The sequence below is a fragment of the Pseudohaliea sp. genome (assembly GCF_040217025.1).
Lineage (GTDB): Bacteria > Pseudomonadota > Gammaproteobacteria > Pseudomonadales > Halieaceae > Pseudohaliea.
In genome coordinates this window covers 168,247-183,710 of the sequence record NZ_JAVJOA010000010.1, presented here as the reverse complement: position 1 = coordinate 183,710, position 15,464 = coordinate 168,247, and the positions used below count along the sequence as shown (strand labels likewise).

Genomic DNA, 15,464 nt, shown 5'->3' with positions numbered 1-15,464 from the left:
GGGATGAATATGATCCCGGCGCTACCCTGCGCCGTGGCCCGCGGCCCCTTATACTTGGCGGCGCCGCGGTGAACGCCTTTGACCCGCGCGCACCGACGACAGCTGGAGAACTCCCCATGACCACCTACCGTGCCCCCCTCGACGACATGCGCTTCCTCATCGACGAGGTGCTGGACGTGGCCTCTGCGCTCGGTGAGCGCGGGCCCTTCGCCGAACTGGGCGTCGGGCCGGACCTGACCGGCGCGCTGCTGGAGGAGGGCGCCCGCTTCGCCGGCGACGTGCTCGCGCCGCTGCGCCGCGAGGGCGATGCGCACCCGGCCACCTGCGCGGACGGCAGGGTGACGCTGACGCCGGGCTACGCCGAGGCCCTCACGCAGCTCGCTGCGGGCGGCTGGTTCGGCATCGCGGCGAGCGCGGAGCACGGCGGCCAGGGGCTGCCGGAAATCTACGGCACCGCCGCCTGCGAGATGTGGAACAGCGCGGACATGGCCTTCGCGCTGGCGCCCTTCCTCTCCAGCGGCGCGGCGCTGGCCATCGAGACCCACGGCACGGAGGAACAGAAAGCCCTGTACCTGCCCAAGCTGCACAGCGGCGAGTGGACCGGCACCATGAACCTCACGGAGGCGAGCGCCGGTTCGGACCTCGGCCCCCTCAAGACCCGCGCGGTGCCCGAGGGTGACCACTACCTGATCAGCGGGCAGAAGATCTACATCACCTGGGGCGACCACGATGCCGTGGACAACATCGTGCACCTGGTGCTCGCGCGCCTGCCCGATGCGCCCGAGGGCAGCCGGGGCATCTCGCTGTTCATCGTGCCCAAGTTCCTGCCCGACGCCGACGGCAACCCCGGCGAGCGCAACGACGTCTACCCCGTGTCCACGGAGCACAAGCTCGGCATCCACGGCAGCCCCACCTGCGTGATGGCCTACGGCGACAACGGCGGCGCCGTGGGTTATCTCCTCGGCGAGGAGAACCGCGGCCTCGCCTGCATGTTCACCATGATGAACGAGGCCCGCCTGAAGGTCGGCCTGCAGGGGCTGGGTGCCGCCGAGGGCGCCTACCAGAAAGCCCTGGCCTACGCCCACGAGCGCGTACAGGGCGGCGTGCCGATCATCCGCCACGCGGACGTGAAGCGCATGCTGCTGACCATGCGCGCCTTCAACGAGGCGATGCGCGCGCTGGCCTACAGCGAGGCCGTGACCATGGACCTCGCCCGCCACGGCGAGGAGAGCGAGCGCGCGCAGCAGCAGGCACGCATCGACCTGATGATCCCCGTCATCAAGGGCTGGATGACGGAGCTCGGCGAGGAGATCGCCTCCCTCGGCGTGCAGGTGCACGGTGGCATGGGCTACGTCGAGGAGACGGGGGCCGCGCAGTACCTGCGCGACGTGCGCATCACCTCGATCTACGAGGGCACCAACGGCATCCAGGCCGCCGACCTGGTCGGCCGCAAGCTGGCCCGCGACGGCGGCGACACCATGCGCGCGCTGACCGAGTCCGTGCGCGAGACGGCCCGGGCGCTCTCCGGCGACCCGGCGCTGCGGCTCCTCGGGGGCGCGCTGTCCGCCGCGGCGGCCCACCAGGAGACCGCCACGGAGCGGCTGCTCGGCCTGCTCGCCGAGCGGCCGGACGCGGCCCGCGGCCTCGCCTTCGACTACATGATGCAGACCGGCTACCTGTTCGGCGCCTGGCACCTGTTCCGCGCCGCGGCGGTCGCGCAGGACCGGCTCGCCGCCGGCAGCGACAACCCGTTCTACGCGCAGAAGGTGGCGACCGCGAACTTCTACGCCGAGGCGCTGCTGCCGCGCACCCGCGCCCACGGCGCGATCATCGCCGGCGAGGCCAGCGCGCTGGAAGCCTACGCAGAGGAGTGGCTGGCATGAGCGAGACCCCCATCAGCACCCCGGACCTCACCGACGCTCACGCCGGCGCCCGCGCGCTGGAGCTGCAGTGGCGCAATTTCGGCGGCATCGCCGCCTTCGGCGGTCAGGCGGTGACCATCAAGTGCTTCGAGGACAACTCGCTGGTGAAGTCCCTGGTGCAGGAGCCCGGCGAGGGCCGGGTGATCGTCGTCGACGGCGGCGGCTCCCTGCGCCGGGCGCTGCTCGGCGACATGCTCGCCGCGGACGCGGCGAAGAACGGCTGGGCGGGGCTGGTGATCTGCGGCGCCGTGCGCGACGTCGACGAGCTGGCGGCCACACCGCTCGGGGTGAAGGCCCTGGGCTGCTGCCCGCGCAAGACGGACAAGCGCGGCGAGGGGCAAATGGACGTGCCGGTGAGCATCGGCGGCGTCACCATCAGCCCCGGGGACTACGTCTACGCCGACAACAACGGCGTCATCGCGAGCCCCGATCCCCTGGCGTAGACGCGCCCGCGCGGCCCGCCCCGGTCGATCGCTGCGGGGGCAGGTCAGCCGAGGCGCAGCGACAGGTCCAGGGCCTTGAAATCCTTGGTCAGCGCGCCGATCGACACGTAGTCGACGCCGGTGGCCGCGATGGCGGGCAGCGTCTCCCCGGTGACGTTGCCGGAGGCCTCGAGCTCGGCGCGACCGGCGGTGGCAACGACGGCTTCGCGCAGGGCCGCGAGGCTGAAGTTGTCGAGCATGATGCGGTCCGCCTTCGCCGCGAGGGCCTGGCCGAGTTCCTCCGCGTTCTCCACTTCCACCTCGACCGGCTTGCCGGGCGCCAGCGCCCGGGCCGCGTCCACGGCCGCGGCGATGCTGCCGCAGGCGGCGATGTGGTTCTCCTTGATCAGGAAGGCGTCGAACAGGCCGATGCGGTGATTGTGGCAGCCGCCGCAGGCCACGGCGTACTTCTGCGCGAGGCGCAGGCCGGGGATGGTCTTGCGCGTATCGAGAAGTTTCAGGTCCGTACCGGCAACGAGGTCCGCGTAGTGCCGGGCCCGGGTGGCCGTGCCGGAGAGCGTCTGCAGGAAATTGAGCGCCGTGCGCTCGGCGGTGAGCAGGGCGCGCGCCGGCCCGGTGACGGTAAACAGCCGCTGGCCGGCGCGGATGCGGTCGCCGTCGTCGGCATCCCAGCGCAGCTCGCAGCGCGCGTCCACGGCCCGGAACACGGCCTCGGCCCAGGGCCGGCCGCAGAGCACGCCGTCTTCCCGGGTGACCAGCCGGCCGCTCGCCGTGGCGTCTTCGCCGACCAGCGCCGCGGTGATGTCACCGTCGCCCACGTCCTCCGCGAGGGCGCGGGCGACATCGGCGTCGATGGTGTCTTTAAGTACGCGGGTGACGGTGTGCATGGCTCGCCCTCGGTTGCGGGGCGCGTAGCATAGCAGCCGGACCCGGCTCGCGGGGAGGCGCGCCGACCAGCGCGGATTCCGGTATCCGCGTGGCGCGTTTACCCGCGCCGCGGCCGGGCCTATGATGGACAAAAGAGGACCGTGGCCATGGCTTTCACCGTGACCCGGGGTCGCGTCGCGGAGGCGGTCTGGTGTCCGTCGCCGAACTGCAACGAGCGCCCGGCGGGCGCGAGCCCCGAGCTGATCGTGCTGCACAACATCTCCCTGCCGCCCGGGCAGTTCGGCGGCGGCCACGTTCACGCGTTTTTCTGTAATCGCCTCGATCCGTCCGTGCATCCCTTCTTTGCCGAGGTCGCCGAGCTCTGCGTCTCGGCGCATTTCCTTGTCGACCGGCGCGGGCGCCTCACGCAGTACGTGAGCTGTGACCGGCGCGCCTGGCACGCCGGTGTGTCCGAGTGGTGCGGCCGCGACAACTGCAACGATTTCAGCATCGGCATCGAGCTCGAAGGCACGGACCACACTCCTTACAGCGACGCCCAGTACACGGCGCTGGGCGCGCTGGTGCCGGCGCTCTGCGCGGCCTATCCCACCCTCGACCCCGCGCGCATCACCGGCCACAGCGATATCGCCCCGGGCCGCAAGACGGACCCGGGGCCGGCCTTCGACTGGGCGCGCCTCGAGGGGCTCCTCGGCAGGGTCTGCGCGTGAACTTCCTCGCGCTCATCGTCGCCCTGGCCCTGCAGCAGTTCGCCGGCCCGCACGCCCCCTGGCACCGCGACGGCTGGTTCGCGGACTGGTGGCAGTGGCTGCAGGCGCGGGGCGCGTCCCCGGCGCTTGCCGCAGCGGCGGCCGTGCTGGTTCCCGCGCTGGCGGCCGTCTGGCTGCTCGCCGTGGTCAGCGGCTGGCTGTTCGGCCTCGTCGGCCTGGCAGCGGCGGTGCTGTTGCTCCTCTACGCGCTCGGGCGCGGGGATTTCAACGGCCTGGTCGCGGATTTGCGGGCCCACTGCGCGGCCGGCGATGGCGAGGCGGCCTGGCTCACGGCGGTGGCCACGCTGCCCCGGCTCGAGGCCGAAGGCGACGGCGGCGGTCGCTCGCCCGACGAGGAACTGCGCGCGGCGCTGCTCTACGAGGCCTGCCAGCGCTGGTATGCCCCGGTGTTCTTCTTCGTGCTCGCCGGGCCGGCGGCGGCCTTCGCCTACCGGCTCCTGCAGCTGGCGGCCGAGCGCAACCTACCGGCGCAGCGCGCGCTGTTCTTCGCAGACTGGGCTCCCGCCCGGCTGCTCGCGCTCACCTTCGCCGTCACCGGGGACTTCGCTGCGGCGTCGCGCGCCATGGGCAGCAGCGAGGAGCCGGCGGCGGCCGTGCTCGCGGCCACGGCCCGGCGCGCGCTCGGCACCGCCGCCGCCTCGCCCGGCGCGGCGGCGACGCAGCTCGCGGTGGAACTGGGCGCGCTCGAGCGCCTGCTGGCGCGCAGCGCCGGTGCCTGGCTCATCGTCCTCTCGCTGGGTTACCTGTTGCTCTAATCGGGTTCTGTTTCGGCAAATGCGACCGCCGTGGCAGTGCGGCAGGGCGCCCTTTGCTAAGTTCGATCAGACGTGCTTGCCAATGGGCGACGCCCATGACCACAACCGATGACGAAGACGCGCTCCCCCCGCCGCCCGCGCCCGCGCGTGGTGGCATCGAAGCGTGAATGCCGGCGCGGCTAGAGCGCGATGGGCTACCACAGCGCGGAACCCTCGACTTGAAAATGTACGCAACCTGCGTACACTCTTTGAATGAAACTGGTGTTCCTGGAGACTCCCTTGTTCACGCGCCTCCTCCGGGGGTATCTGACCGACGAGAGCTACCGGGAATTGCAGCACGCGTTGATGGAGAATCCGGAACTGGGTGATCTGATGTCCGGCACCGGCGGGTTTCGCAAGGTCCGTTGGGAAGACACTCGTCGCGGCAAAGGCAAGCGAGGCGGACTGAGGGTGATCTACTACTACCTGTCGACCGATCACCAGCTTTGGTTCTTCACGCTCTATGGCAAGGATGAAGCCGCCGACCTGACAGCAGACGAGAAGAAGCTATTGAGGAAGGCTATCCAAGCCGAGTTGGAGGCCAGGAGACGAAGATCATGAAGCAAGAGCGCAAGTTGTTCGATGAATTGATAGACGGCGTCGACGCCATGCAGCAACAACGCGAGGGAAAAATCACCCTGCGTTCGCATGAGATCGAGGATCTACCCCCACTCGAAGTCGACGCGGATCTCATCCGCGACACGCGCGAACGTATGCACGTCTCCCGGGCCGTGTTTGCCCGCCGCCTCCGCGTATCGATGCGTACCCTCGAAAACTGGGAGCAAGGACGGGCGCGGCCCAACGCCCAGGCAGCGGCATTGATTCTGATGGTGAGGAAGTTTCCCGATACGCTGGAGAAACTCAGCGAGTTGGGCAACCGGGCTGCATGAAGTTACGGGATTGAGCGAAGGGCCACAGCCAGCAACAACGGCAAGCCAGACTGGCTGTCTCCAGCTCCGCGTTCGTATAAGGGGTTGCCCAGGGGGGGTTCCGGGGTATGTCGACGATTCCCTGGCTTAGGGGATTGGCGTACCGGCCAGATTTACAGTCGGCGCCATCGCACCGGCAAGTCGACGTCGAGTTGTACCCCAGCCGGTTTCGCCAAATGTGACCGCCGTCACAGCGCGGCCACGCTCCCTTTGCTAACTTTTGGCAGACGTGCTTGCCAGTGGGCACCGCCCATGACCACAACCGGTGACGAGGACACGCTCCCCCTGCCGCCCGCGGCCGCGCCCGCACGGGGTGGCAGCGACGCGTGCCTGCTGCTCACCGTCATTTTCCACCCTGACATCGAGCGCATCGGTGCGCGGGCCTGTCAGCCCGTGCGCGAGAGCGGTGTGTGCCTGCAGCTGGGGCGCAGCGAGCCCGGCTTCGAGGGCACCGGCGGCGGCCCGGTCCTCGGTCTCGAGGACCGTTACACCAGTCGGCACGCGCTGACGGTGCGCGGCAGTGGTGACCGCTGGCTGCTGGAGCGGCCGCGGGGCAGCAGCCGCTGCCGCGTCCACGGGGAAGAGCTCTTCGCCAGCCTGCAGGTCGACGGCGCCGCGATGCGCCGCGGTCTGCGCGTGCTCCTCGGCAGCGGTGTGCTGCTTCTCCTGCGCCTGGTCCCGAAGGCCGAGGCGGAGGAGCCGCCGGCGCCCGCCGTGGACGGGCTCCTCGGCGACAGCGGTTACCTGCGCGCCCTGCGGCGCCAGGTGCTGCGCGTGGCGCAGAGCGAGGGTGACGTGCTGCTCTCGGGTCCGACCGGCACCGGCAAGGAACTGCTCGCCCGGGCGCTGCATGAGGCCGGCCCGCGGCGGGCGGGTCCGCTGGTCAGCGTAAACGTGGCGGCCATCCCCGCCGAGCTTGCCGCCGCCCAGCTTTTCGGTGCGGCCCGCGGCGCTTTCACCGGGGCGGAGCGGGACCGGCGCGGCTATTTCGAGCGGGCCGCCGGCGGCACGCTGTTCCTCGACGAGATCGGCGATGCGCCGGCTTCCCTGCAACCGCAGCTCCTGCGCGCCCTCGAGCAGCGCGAGATCCAGGTGGTCGGCGGGCCGATCCGCGAGATCGATCTGCGCGTGGTGTCGGCGACCGATGCGCCGATCGACGGAGAGGGGGCGAGCTTCAGCCGGGCGCTGCGCCACCGCCTTGCCGCGCTGGAGATCCGCCTGCGCCCGCTGGCGTCACACCGGGAGGATATCGGCCTCCTCGCCCGCCATTACCTTGCCCTGGCCTTCGAGACCGCCGGCCGACCGGCGCCCTGGGAGCGCTGCTCGCGGGATCCTTGTCACTGCATCCGCTGCGCGGAGCTCTTCGATGCGCTGCTCGCCTGTCACTGGCCGGGGAACATCCGTGAACTCGCGAACGTGTGCCGGGAACTGGCGGTCGCCTGCCCCGATGACCTCTCCCTGCCGGCAGCATTGGCCCGGCGCCTCGTTGCGCCGCCGCCGGCGGGTGAGGTCGTCGAGGAACCGCGCGACGCCGTCTCCGAGGCGGACTTCGTCGAGGCCTGGGCGGCCAACGATTACGAGGTGGCCCGGGTAGCCCGGGTCCTGAACATGTCCCGGGGCGCCGTGTACCGACGGGTGCGCGAGATGCCCGGCTGCCGCCTCGCCGGCGACATCCCCCGCGACGAACTCAAGGCGGCGCTCGAAGAAGCCGGCGGCGACGTCGCTGCCGCGGCGCGGACGCTCTGTTCTCCCACGCGGGCCTCCGCGCCCGGCTGCGCGTTGCCGGGGAGCGGGTCGCGGAAGACGCCTGAGGCCCGTGGCCCGCGTCGGTCCCTACCGGGTTATCCGGGCGCTCGGCAGGGGCGGCGAGGGCACCGTGCTCCTCGCCTTCGACCCCCGGCTCCGGCGCCACGTCGCCCTGAAGCATCACCGGCTGCCAGCGGCGCGGCTCGTCCGGCGCCGGGCGCTGCAGGAGGCGCGCCGCTGCGCGGCCATTGACCATCCGCGGGTGCCGCGGGTCTTCGACCTGCTCGCCGCGGGCCGGGAGCTGTTGCTGGTCCTGCAGTACGTGCCGGGCTGCGACCTCGAGGCTGCGCTCAGCGGGCGCCGCCTGTCGCCCGCGACCGCGCTCTCGCTCGCGGCGGACGTGGCGGCTGCGCTGGCTGCCGCGCACCGGCAGGGCATCGTTCACGGCGACCTGAAGGCGGGAAACGTACTCATCGGCGGGGATGGCCGCGCGCTGCTCACCGACTTCGGCGTGGCCGTGGCCGTGGCGGAAAAACCGGCGGCGGTGAGCCCCGCCGCGTGGACGCCCGAGCACCTGCGCGGCGAGGGCCTGGATGCCCGCTCCGATCTCTTCGCCCTCGGGCGCCTGCTCTACCGGCTGCTGAGCGGGTTCGACCCGTTCGCGGGCGAGGGGGCGGAGGCGCGCATCCTGCGCAGTGAATTCCCGCCCCTGGGGCCGCCGCTACCGCCGGCGCTCAGCGGCCTGATCGCTGCGCTGCTGGCAGCGGATCCGGCGGCAAGACCGGCGGCCGCCGGCGCCGTGCGGCGACAGCTCCGGGCGCTGGCGCGGGAACTGGGGGTGGCGGGTCACTCGGTGGCGCGGGAGCTGGCCGATGCCTTTCAACAGCCCGCGCCGGCGGAACCGCCGCCCCTGCCCGCGGCCCTCGGCGCCGCCTCCCGGCGGCGGGCGCGGCGCGAGGCGGTCGCCCGCTGGCTGCAGCGTCCGGCGATCCGGGTCGCCTCGGTTGCGGTCGTGGCAGTCCTCCTTGCCGGCCTGGGCTGGCGGCTGGCTGAGGGGCCGCCGTGCCTCGCCCTCGCGCCGCCGCGGGTCAGCATCCAGCCCGGTACAGACCTCGAGGCCGTTATCAGCCGCGACTGGCTGCAGGCCGAGTTCGCGGCGGCGCTGCGGGCACGGGGCGCCCTGGAGCTCACCGGCGAGCAGGTGCCCGGCGGTCGCTGGCTGCTCACGGGCGACGGCCGCCAGCTGCACTGCCGCCCGCAGGCGCGCCTGCGCCTGTCCCTCGAGTGCCGGCAAACGCTCTGCCTGCTCGGCCTGGACGGCGCCGCGAGTCACGAGGCCCTGTTCCCGGATGCGGGCATCGGCCACTGGCGCCTGGCGGTGCAGCGTCTCGCCGCACACCCGCTGCTACCGGACTAGCGAGGGCTACTTGCAGCTGACGCTCACGTCCACCTGCATGTGCGAGAAAGCGCGTTCGTCACCGACGTAACTGCCGGTCACCGGCATGGTCTGGCCGATATTACGCGCGATCGCGACCGGGATGAGATTGTGGCCGCCGACGGTCTGGTTGGTGGGGTCGAAAGTGATCCAGCCGGCACCGGGCACGTAGACGTCGGCCCAGGCATGGGTCGAGCCTGCCCCCGACGAACCCGTCGCCGCTTCGTGCGGGTCATAGAGGTAGCCGGAGACGACACGGGCACCGAAGCCCAGGCTCCGGACCGCATCGACGAAGAGCACCGCGAAATCGCGACAGGACCCGCTGCGACACGAGAGTGTCTGCACCGGCGTCTGGGTATGTTCGTCGTCGCGAACCCCGTAGGTCATCCCGGCGGCCGCAGCGGCGGCAATGTTCTTCAGCAGGGTGAGCGTGTCGCAGCCACTTCCGTCGACAAAGCTCCTGGCCCAGGCGAGGAGCTGGCCCGACGAATCGAGATAGCTCTGCAGCCGCAGCGCGCCAAGGTCAGTCATTTCCTCCTGGGTCAGCAGAAACGGATAGCTTGCCGCTGAGGCGGCGATGTCGAACACCGGCCACTGATCGACGTCCAGCGTGAGTTCGGCCGTGCTCTCTATCGTCAGGGTGTCCGACGCGTCGGGAAAGGCAGCGGTGGCGACCGTATTGTCCTGTACATCGTGCGCCCAGGTCAGCTGCGCCGCAGGTGTGCAGCTGACGTCGTGCGCGAGCAGTCGCAGCTTGCGGTTCTCGCGCGGGCGCAGCATCAAGCGGTGCGGTCCGAAGCGTACCCTGTCGTGGTAGTGGTAGCTCGTTCGATGATGAATGGACAGCTGTTCCATGTAGCTACCTGCCGGGAACCGGCACCGTTGCCGGTCTCCTCACCGGGAGGGGGTGCTCATCGCTTGCCGGCAACGACGCAGCGGTCATGCAACCGCGCGTAATTGCGGGCGCACAGCCAGTCATCACCGGAATCCTTCAGGTAGGCATGGGCGGGTAGATCGATGGAAGCACAGGCGCCGGCGACGGCCGTGTAGCCGCGCTCACACTTCCAGCCTGTGCCGTACACGCTGTTGGTCAGATAGGCATGGGCGGGAACGTCGATGGCAACGCAATGATCGTCATCTGCCCGGTAACCGCGGTCGCACTCCCAGCCATCGCCGTATTCGCTGTCGGTGAGGTAACCGTTTTCCGGCACGTTGATCGCGACGCACCTGGACGCCGAGGCCCGGTACCCTCGCTCACACGCCCATCCCGGCTTGAAGGCGCGCTCGGTGAGGTAGCCATGTGGTGGGACTTCGACGGCAAGGCATTCACCACCCGACTCCAGGTAACCCCGTTCACATCGCCAGCCCGTGCCGTAGGCCGCGTCGGTCAGGTACGCGTTGGCCGGCATTTCAATACTTTCGCAGCGGTCCTCTGCTTTCCGATAGCCGGTGCTGCACGTCCACCCCCTGCCATAGCGGTCAGGTTCTGCGTGTTCGGGTAGCTCCCGCCCGGTATCCTGGGCGAACAGCGGTGCGGAAAGCAGGGCGAGTGTGGTGCACAGACCAATCCGTATCGACCGGTCGTGCGAAAGGCTCATAGCAAACATGGGAAACTCCTGGCTCGACAAGCGAGCACTGTGGTGAAGCGCCGAACTGGTGACCCAGGAATCTGGCACTTCGTTGCTGTTGCTGAACGTCACCCGCGAACAGCCCTGCCGGCTCATGGGCTTTCATGAATGACCGGAAGCGTCCCCGTCCGGCTGATCTTCTTCACCGGTCCGGGATTCGTCCTGCTGCGACTTCTCCCGGCGTTGTTCCGATCGCTGCTGAAGCTTGTCTTCCCGCTTCTTTTTCTTGGCGAGCTCTCTTTGACGTTTTTCGAACGAGTAGTTTGTCCTGGCCATCGGCAGCCCCATCTGTGTCACTGAACACGCGGACGCTGTCTGCCCGCGCGCTGTCAGGGGGCTCCGGGACCCGACCGGGATCCCGAAGCCCTCAGGATATTGTTGACGTACGGTGTGAACTTCCGTGGTCGGTGGAAGCGCGCGCCAGGGGACGCGCTGCGAAGTGCGCGAGGCAGGTCGATCGTTACTCTTTACCTGGAGACTTCAGCCGGAGGCTTCAAGACTGCGTGCCGGATCGATTGGCAGCAAAGGGAGCAAGTACACAAAGAGCCTGCGCTCATGGATTCAAGCTACAGTGAATCGGTACGCCAGTCCAGCTGAATCTTCCCGACCCGGCCGTCGCGCCGGTCCCTCAGGCCGGGTGACTGCCGCCGGCCGCGCCGCTCGCGAGCGTGGGCTGCAGGGCGCGGACCCGCTCGAGGAGTGCGGTGTGGTGCGGCAGCCGGCCGCCCTGGGCCGCGCAGCGGGCGACGAGAAAGCCGTTGATGTAGTCGATTTCCGTTTCCCGGCCGGCGAGCCGGTCGGCGAGCATGGAAGAGCGGTTGGCGGCAGTGGCGCGGAGCACGGCGGCCACGGTGCCCGGCAGCGCGGCGGCCAGCTGCGGCCGGCCCAGGGCGCGCAGCGCGGCGACGGTCTCCAGCAACAGCGCCTCGCAGTCCCGGCGCGCGGCCGGGTCCGTCAGCAGGGCCCCGTTGCGACAGCCGTGCAGCGCCGTGATGCCGTTGATGACGCAGTTCACGGCCAGCTTTTCCCACAGCGCCTGCTCGATGGCGGCGTCCCAGCCGACCCGTGGCAGGCGGCCCGGACCGGCGGTGAACCAGCGCGGGGGCAGGGGTTCGCCGGCCGGGTTGCCGATGCTTGTCCGGCCCTCGCCGGCATGCACAGTGACGCTCGCGCTCTCCCGCCAGGCGCCCTCGCTGGTCACCCCGCGGTACAGGGGCCGGCCGCCCAGGCAGGGCGCCAGCGCCTCGCGGTAGCCGCGACCGTTGGCCAGCACCACCACGACCGCATCGGCCGCGAGCCGCGGGCCCAGGGCCGCGACCGCTGCGGTAACCGACGGCGCCTTCACCGTGACCAGCAGCCGGCGCACGGTGCCCGGCGAGGCCGGGCCCTCCACGGCGAATTCCCGCTCGCTGTCCCCGTTCGCGCTGCGCAGCGTGTGCACGAGCATGGTGCCTGCCTCCCGGGCGACGAGCACCACCGGTACGCCCGCGGCCTCGAGCCGGTGGGCGAAGAGCGTGCCCATGGCCCCGGCGCCCAGGATGTGCCAGGGCGTAGCGGTGTCGTCAGTCATCGGCGGTCTCCAGGGCGCGGGTCACGGCCGGCCAGTCTACCGTTCCGGCGCGGCCGTGCAGTGCATACCAGAGGGCGTCGAGGTAGGGCAGCAGCGCGCGCGCGGCCGCCAGTGCACTCCGCTCCGCGCGCGTCGGGGTACGCTGCAGGTAGGCCGCGACCGCGGCGGCGCTGTCCCCGGCCGCGCGGGCCAGGTCGAGCCAGCGGCTGCCGAGCGCCGCGTACTCCCAGTCGATGGCCAGCAGCCGGCCGCGGTGGCGCAGGCAGTTCGCGGCCGTGAGGTCGTTGTGGCAGAGCACCGGTGCGTCACCCGGGGCCGCGAGCGCGGCGCAGTGTACCCGGGCCAGGGCCGGCAGCGCCGGGGGAACGGCGCCGGCACGCGCCTCGCAGGCCGCGAGGTAGGCGGCCGGCGCCAGGCGCCGCGCCGGCACCTGCAGCGCGTGGATGGCGCGCAGGAGCCGGGCACGGGCGACGGCATCTGCCGGGTCCGGGCCCGCGCCGTCTTCGGCGGGATCGTCGCCGACATAGTCGCTGACCAGGAAGTCCGCACCGCCGAAGCGCGGCTGCGGTGCAAGTCCCACCGCCGCCGCCGCCCCCTGCAGCGTCACTTCCTCGGCCCGGTCCAGCCCCGGTGTGGCCGGGTCGAGGCCGTCGAGGCGCAGCACCAGCCGCGTGTCACCCCAGGCCAGGAGCCAGCTTTCGTTGCTCTCGCCGCCGGGGAGCGGCCGCAGCACCCGGGGCTCCCCGGCGGGCCGCGGATCGATTGCCCAGGCCCCGCAGGTCGCAAGCGCCGCGGCGAGGCGCGGTGACACTAGTGTCCTGTCCCGCTAATTCGTTGAATTTCAGAGCCTACAGAAATCACTGCAGCAAGGCGCGATCCGCAGGGAATACCGAGTGTATTGCCAAGGATCGCAACGCAGCTGCAGTGATTTCTGTAGGCTCCCTTCGGGCTTGCCAGCCCGGCCCCCTGGCCGCGTTGCGCCTTTTGCCAAGGGCGACGGCCCTTGGCGGCAAGACGCGCCTTGCCAGGAGACCGGGCTGGCAAGCTGAAATGCAACGAATTAGCGGGACAGGACACTAGAAGCGGTAGGCGAGGCTCGCGCCGAGGAGGCGCGGTTCGCCGTACTGGTAGTAGGGCTCGACGGCGTAGCCCTTGCGCGGGTCGTTGCCGAAACTGCCGAAGCCGCGGATCGCGTAGTCCTCGTCGCCGAGGTTGCGCACCCACAGTGACGCGTCCCAGTGTGCCGTGCGCAGGCCGCCGCGCAGGTGGAACAGGTCGTAGGCACCGGCCCGGGCCGCGTGCCGGTCCGAGAAGTAGAAGCCGTCTTTGCCCTCGGCCTCGGCGCGCAGGTACCAGCCGCCGGGGGAGGTCCAGGTAATGCCGGCGGCGTACTGGTAGTTCGGCGCGTGGGCCTGGTCGCGGCCGTCCAGGTCATCGCCGGCGGCATTCACGTAGTCGTCGAAGGTCGCGTCGAGCAGGCCGATGCTGGCGAAGAGGGCGATGCTGTCCGTCGGCCGCCAGTCGAGCTCCCACTCGAGGCCGAGGTTGGTGCCGGAGGCGGCGTTGTCCGTGTAGTCGATGAAGGCCGTGCTGCCGTCCGGCCGCGGCAGCACCAGCGAGCCGCGCACCTGCTGGTCGCGCCGGTCCATCCAGAACAGCGCGAGGCGGCTCGAGAGGCGGCCCTCCGCGAGCAGCGCCTTGTGGCCCAGCTCGTAGTTCCAGAGCAGTTCCTGGTCGAAGCTCGTGTTCGCCGCGAGCACGGCTGCGCCGTCACCCACGGAGTCCGGGTCCGTCGCCAGCACGCCGGCGTTGACGCCGCCGGCGCGATAGCCGCGGGAAACGCTGGCGTAGACGAGGCCGCGGGCAGCGAGGTCCCAGGCCAGCACGACCTTGCCGCCCCAGAGGTCGTCCGAGGGACTCGTGTCCACGCCGTTGCTGTCGCCGTAGTCCATGGCGCGGTGGGCCAGCCGCAGCCCGGTGCTCAGGGTCAGTGCCTCGCCGAGGGCGATGTCGAGCTGGCCGTAGGCCGCGGCGGTGCGCGCCTCGAAGCGGCTGTGGAAGTCGCTGGCGAGGTAGGTGTAGCGGCGGCGCAGGGTCTCGTCGTCGCGCAGGCCGTAGACGCCCGCGACCCAGTCCGTGGAGCGGCCGAACAGCGCCAGCGGCTGCCGCGAGGACAGGCGCAGCTCGGCGCTCACGCTGTCGCGGTCGCGCCGGTACTCGTCGAAGGAGCTGTACTCGAGCTCCGGGGCGATGCCGACGTAGGCCCAGTCCTCGTCGTAAGCGTAGGCCGTGTCCGTGTCGGCGGCGCTCAGGAAGGTCTCGAGGTCGACCGCGTCGCCTTCCCGGTGCCACTGCAGGCTGCCCGCGACGGCTTCGAGGGTGTCGCGGCCGGGCTGGTCCGAGAGCGTGGTCCGCGTGTTGTCGAGGGAGAAGGCATCGTAGCCGTTGTCCACGTCGACGGCGAAGAGGTGCAGGTCCACGCTGTTGCGGGCGTCCGGCAGCCAGCGCAGCTTGGCGCTGCCGCTCAGCTCGTCGCGGTCGTTGGTGTCGTCGCGGCCGAGCCAGGCATTGTCCATGTAGCCGTCGCTCACGTTGTGGCCGAGGCTCAGTCTGTAGCGCAGCGTGTCCGTCAGGGGCCCGGTAAGGGCGGCGCCGAGGGTGCGCGTGTCGTACTCGGCGGCGCTCACTTCCACGCGGCCGCCGGTTTCCGCCGCGGGGGCCGCCGTGCGCAGGTTGATCAGGCCGGCCAGGGCATTGGCGCCGTGCAGCGTGCCCTGGGGACCGCGCAGTACCTCCACCTGTTCCACGTCGAAGAGCAGCGCGGCGGTCCCCAGGCCGGAAAAGTCGACGCCGTCGATGCGCAGGCCCACGGAGGGGTTCAGCGGCTCGACGAACTGGGAGCGTTCGCCGATGCCGCGCACCTGGTAGAAGCGGGCGCGGGAACTGCCGCCGGCGAAATTGACGTTGGGCGCGAGGTTGAGCACGTCCTCGAGGTGCCGGGCCGCGCGCTGGCGGATGGCGGTGCGGTCGACCACGCTGGTACTGGCGCTCTGGTCGAGGAGCGGCGTCTCGCGAAGCTCCGCGGTGACCACGATCTCTTCGATCGGCGCCGCAGCTGCGGTCATGGGGGCGAGGGCGAAGCAGGCCAGGGCCCACAGGCCGGGACGGGTGGCGGTGACGGGGTGCCTCATGGGTCTCCTCCCTCGGGCGGCGGGGGAGGGCGGCCACGGCGGGCCAACGACACCATCCCTACGCCGGTATTGTCCGGTTCAGGTTCGAAGGGTTCGCTCGCGGGAGCGTCTCAGGCCGGGGCCACCCCTTGGCAGGCGCCGAGTATACGGC

14 protein-coding genes, 1 pseudogene and 1 riboswitch are annotated in these 15,464 nt (G+C 70.9%); of the genes and pseudogenes, 8 read left to right on the top strand and 7 right to left on the bottom strand.

What is annotated here, in order from left to right; translation table 11 throughout:
- Positions 1–116: 116 nt before the first annotated feature.
- Together RKE50_RS12220 and rraA are read left to right on the top strand one after the other, a co-directional pair.
- A complete protein-coding gene (locus RKE50_RS12220; RefSeq protein ID WP_350036712.1) occupies positions 117–1,883 on the top strand; it encodes an acyl-CoA dehydrogenase in 1,767 nt (588 codons plus the stop codon).
- A complete protein-coding gene (gene rraA / locus RKE50_RS12215; RefSeq protein ID WP_350036711.1) occupies positions 1,880–2,365 on the top strand; it encodes a ribonuclease E activity regulator RraA in 486 nt (161 codons plus the stop codon). The genes RKE50_RS12220 and rraA overlap by 4 nt, the downstream gene beginning before the upstream one ends.
- Before the next feature lie 44 nt (positions 2,366–2,409).
- Here rraA and nadC read toward each other — a convergent pair whose 3' ends face one another.
- Positions 2,410–3,252 carry a carboxylating nicotinate-nucleotide diphosphorylase gene (gene nadC / locus RKE50_RS12210; RefSeq protein ID WP_350036710.1) on the bottom strand — a complete coding sequence of 281 codons (843 nt, stop codon included), beginning with the start codon at positions 3,250–3,252 and terminating at the stop codon, positions 2,410–2,412.
- A 147-nt stretch (positions 3,253–3,399) separates the two neighbouring features.
- Here nadC and ampD point away from each other — a divergent pair, with 147 nt between their 5' ends.
- The 6 genes and pseudogenes from ampD (at position 3,400) to RKE50_RS12180 (ending at position 8,906) form a co-directional block, all read left to right on the top strand.
- Positions 3,400–3,960: a 1,6-anhydro-N-acetylmuramyl-L-alanine amidase AmpD gene (ampD, locus tag RKE50_RS12205; protein ID WP_350036709.1), complete on the top strand. Its 561-nt coding sequence runs from the start codon at positions 3,400–3,402 to the stop codon at positions 3,958–3,960.
- On the top strand, positions 3,957–4,775 hold the full coding sequence (gene ampE, locus RKE50_RS12200; protein ID WP_350036708.1) for a regulatory signaling modulator protein AmpE: 819 nt from the start codon (positions 3,957–3,959) through the stop codon (positions 4,773–4,775). Before ampD ends, ampE begins: the two co-directional genes overlap by 4 nt.
- 252 nt (positions 4,776–5,027) lie before the next feature.
- On the top strand, positions 5,028–5,375 hold the full coding sequence (locus tag RKE50_RS12195; RefSeq protein WP_350036707.1) for a hypothetical protein: 348 nt from the start codon (positions 5,028–5,030) through the stop codon (positions 5,373–5,375).
- Entirely contained in the window at positions 5,372–5,704 is a 333-nt protein-coding gene (locus RKE50_RS12190; protein WP_350036706.1) for a helix-turn-helix domain-containing protein, read from the top strand. The genes RKE50_RS12195 and RKE50_RS12190 overlap by 4 nt, the downstream gene beginning before the upstream one ends.
- A gap of 291 nt (positions 5,705–5,995) precedes the next feature.
- Positions 5,996–7,222: pseudogene (locus RKE50_RS12185) on the top strand (sigma-54-dependent transcriptional regulator); the annotation flags it as partial.
- A gap of 397 nt (positions 7,223–7,619) precedes the next feature.
- Positions 7,620–8,906: a protein kinase domain-containing protein gene (locus tag RKE50_RS12180; RefSeq protein WP_350036705.1), complete on the top strand. Its 1,287-nt coding sequence runs from the start codon at positions 7,620–7,622 to the stop codon at positions 8,904–8,906.
- A gap of 6 nt (positions 8,907–8,912) precedes the next feature.
- Here the strand turns inward: RKE50_RS12180 and RKE50_RS12175 are convergent, their stop codons facing one another.
- The 6 genes from RKE50_RS12175 to RKE50_RS12145 all read right to left on the bottom strand — a co-directional run bounded on the left by RKE50_RS12175 (position 8,913) and on the right by RKE50_RS12145 (position 15,313).
- Complete coding sequence (locus RKE50_RS12175) at positions 8,913–9,779, bottom strand: transglutaminase family protein (protein ID WP_350036704.1); 867 nt, start codon at positions 9,777–9,779, stop codon at positions 8,913–8,915.
- 56 nt (positions 9,780–9,835) lie between these two features.
- Positions 9,836–10,648, bottom strand: coding sequence for a hypothetical protein (locus tag RKE50_RS12170; protein ID WP_350036703.1), 813 nt, complete (start codon positions 10,646–10,648; stop codon positions 9,836–9,838).
- 6 nt (positions 10,649–10,654) lie between these two features.
- Positions 10,655–10,840, bottom strand: coding sequence for a hypothetical protein (locus RKE50_RS12165; protein WP_350036702.1), 186 nt, complete (start codon positions 10,838–10,840; stop codon positions 10,655–10,657).
- Between the two features lie 340 nt (positions 10,841–11,180).
- Positions 11,181–12,122 carry a ketopantoate reductase family protein gene (locus RKE50_RS12155; RefSeq protein ID WP_350036700.1) on the bottom strand — a complete coding sequence of 314 codons (942 nt, stop codon included), beginning with the start codon at positions 12,120–12,122 and terminating at the stop codon, positions 11,181–11,183.
- Entirely contained in the window at positions 12,115–12,933 is an 819-nt protein-coding gene (locus tag RKE50_RS12150) for a phosphotransferase (RefSeq protein ID WP_350036699.1), read from the bottom strand. Before RKE50_RS12150 ends, RKE50_RS12155 begins: the two co-directional genes overlap by 8 nt.
- 265 nt (positions 12,934–13,198) lie before the next feature.
- Positions 13,199–15,313 (bottom strand): TonB-dependent receptor, encoded by a 2,115-nt coding sequence (locus RKE50_RS12145; protein WP_350036698.1) that lies wholly within the window; start codon positions 15,311–15,313, stop codon positions 13,199–13,201.
- Positions 15,314–15,351: 38 nt separating this feature from the next.
- Positions 15,352–15,452, bottom strand: a riboswitch (TPP riboswitch).
- Positions 15,453–15,464: the final 12 nt, after the last annotated feature.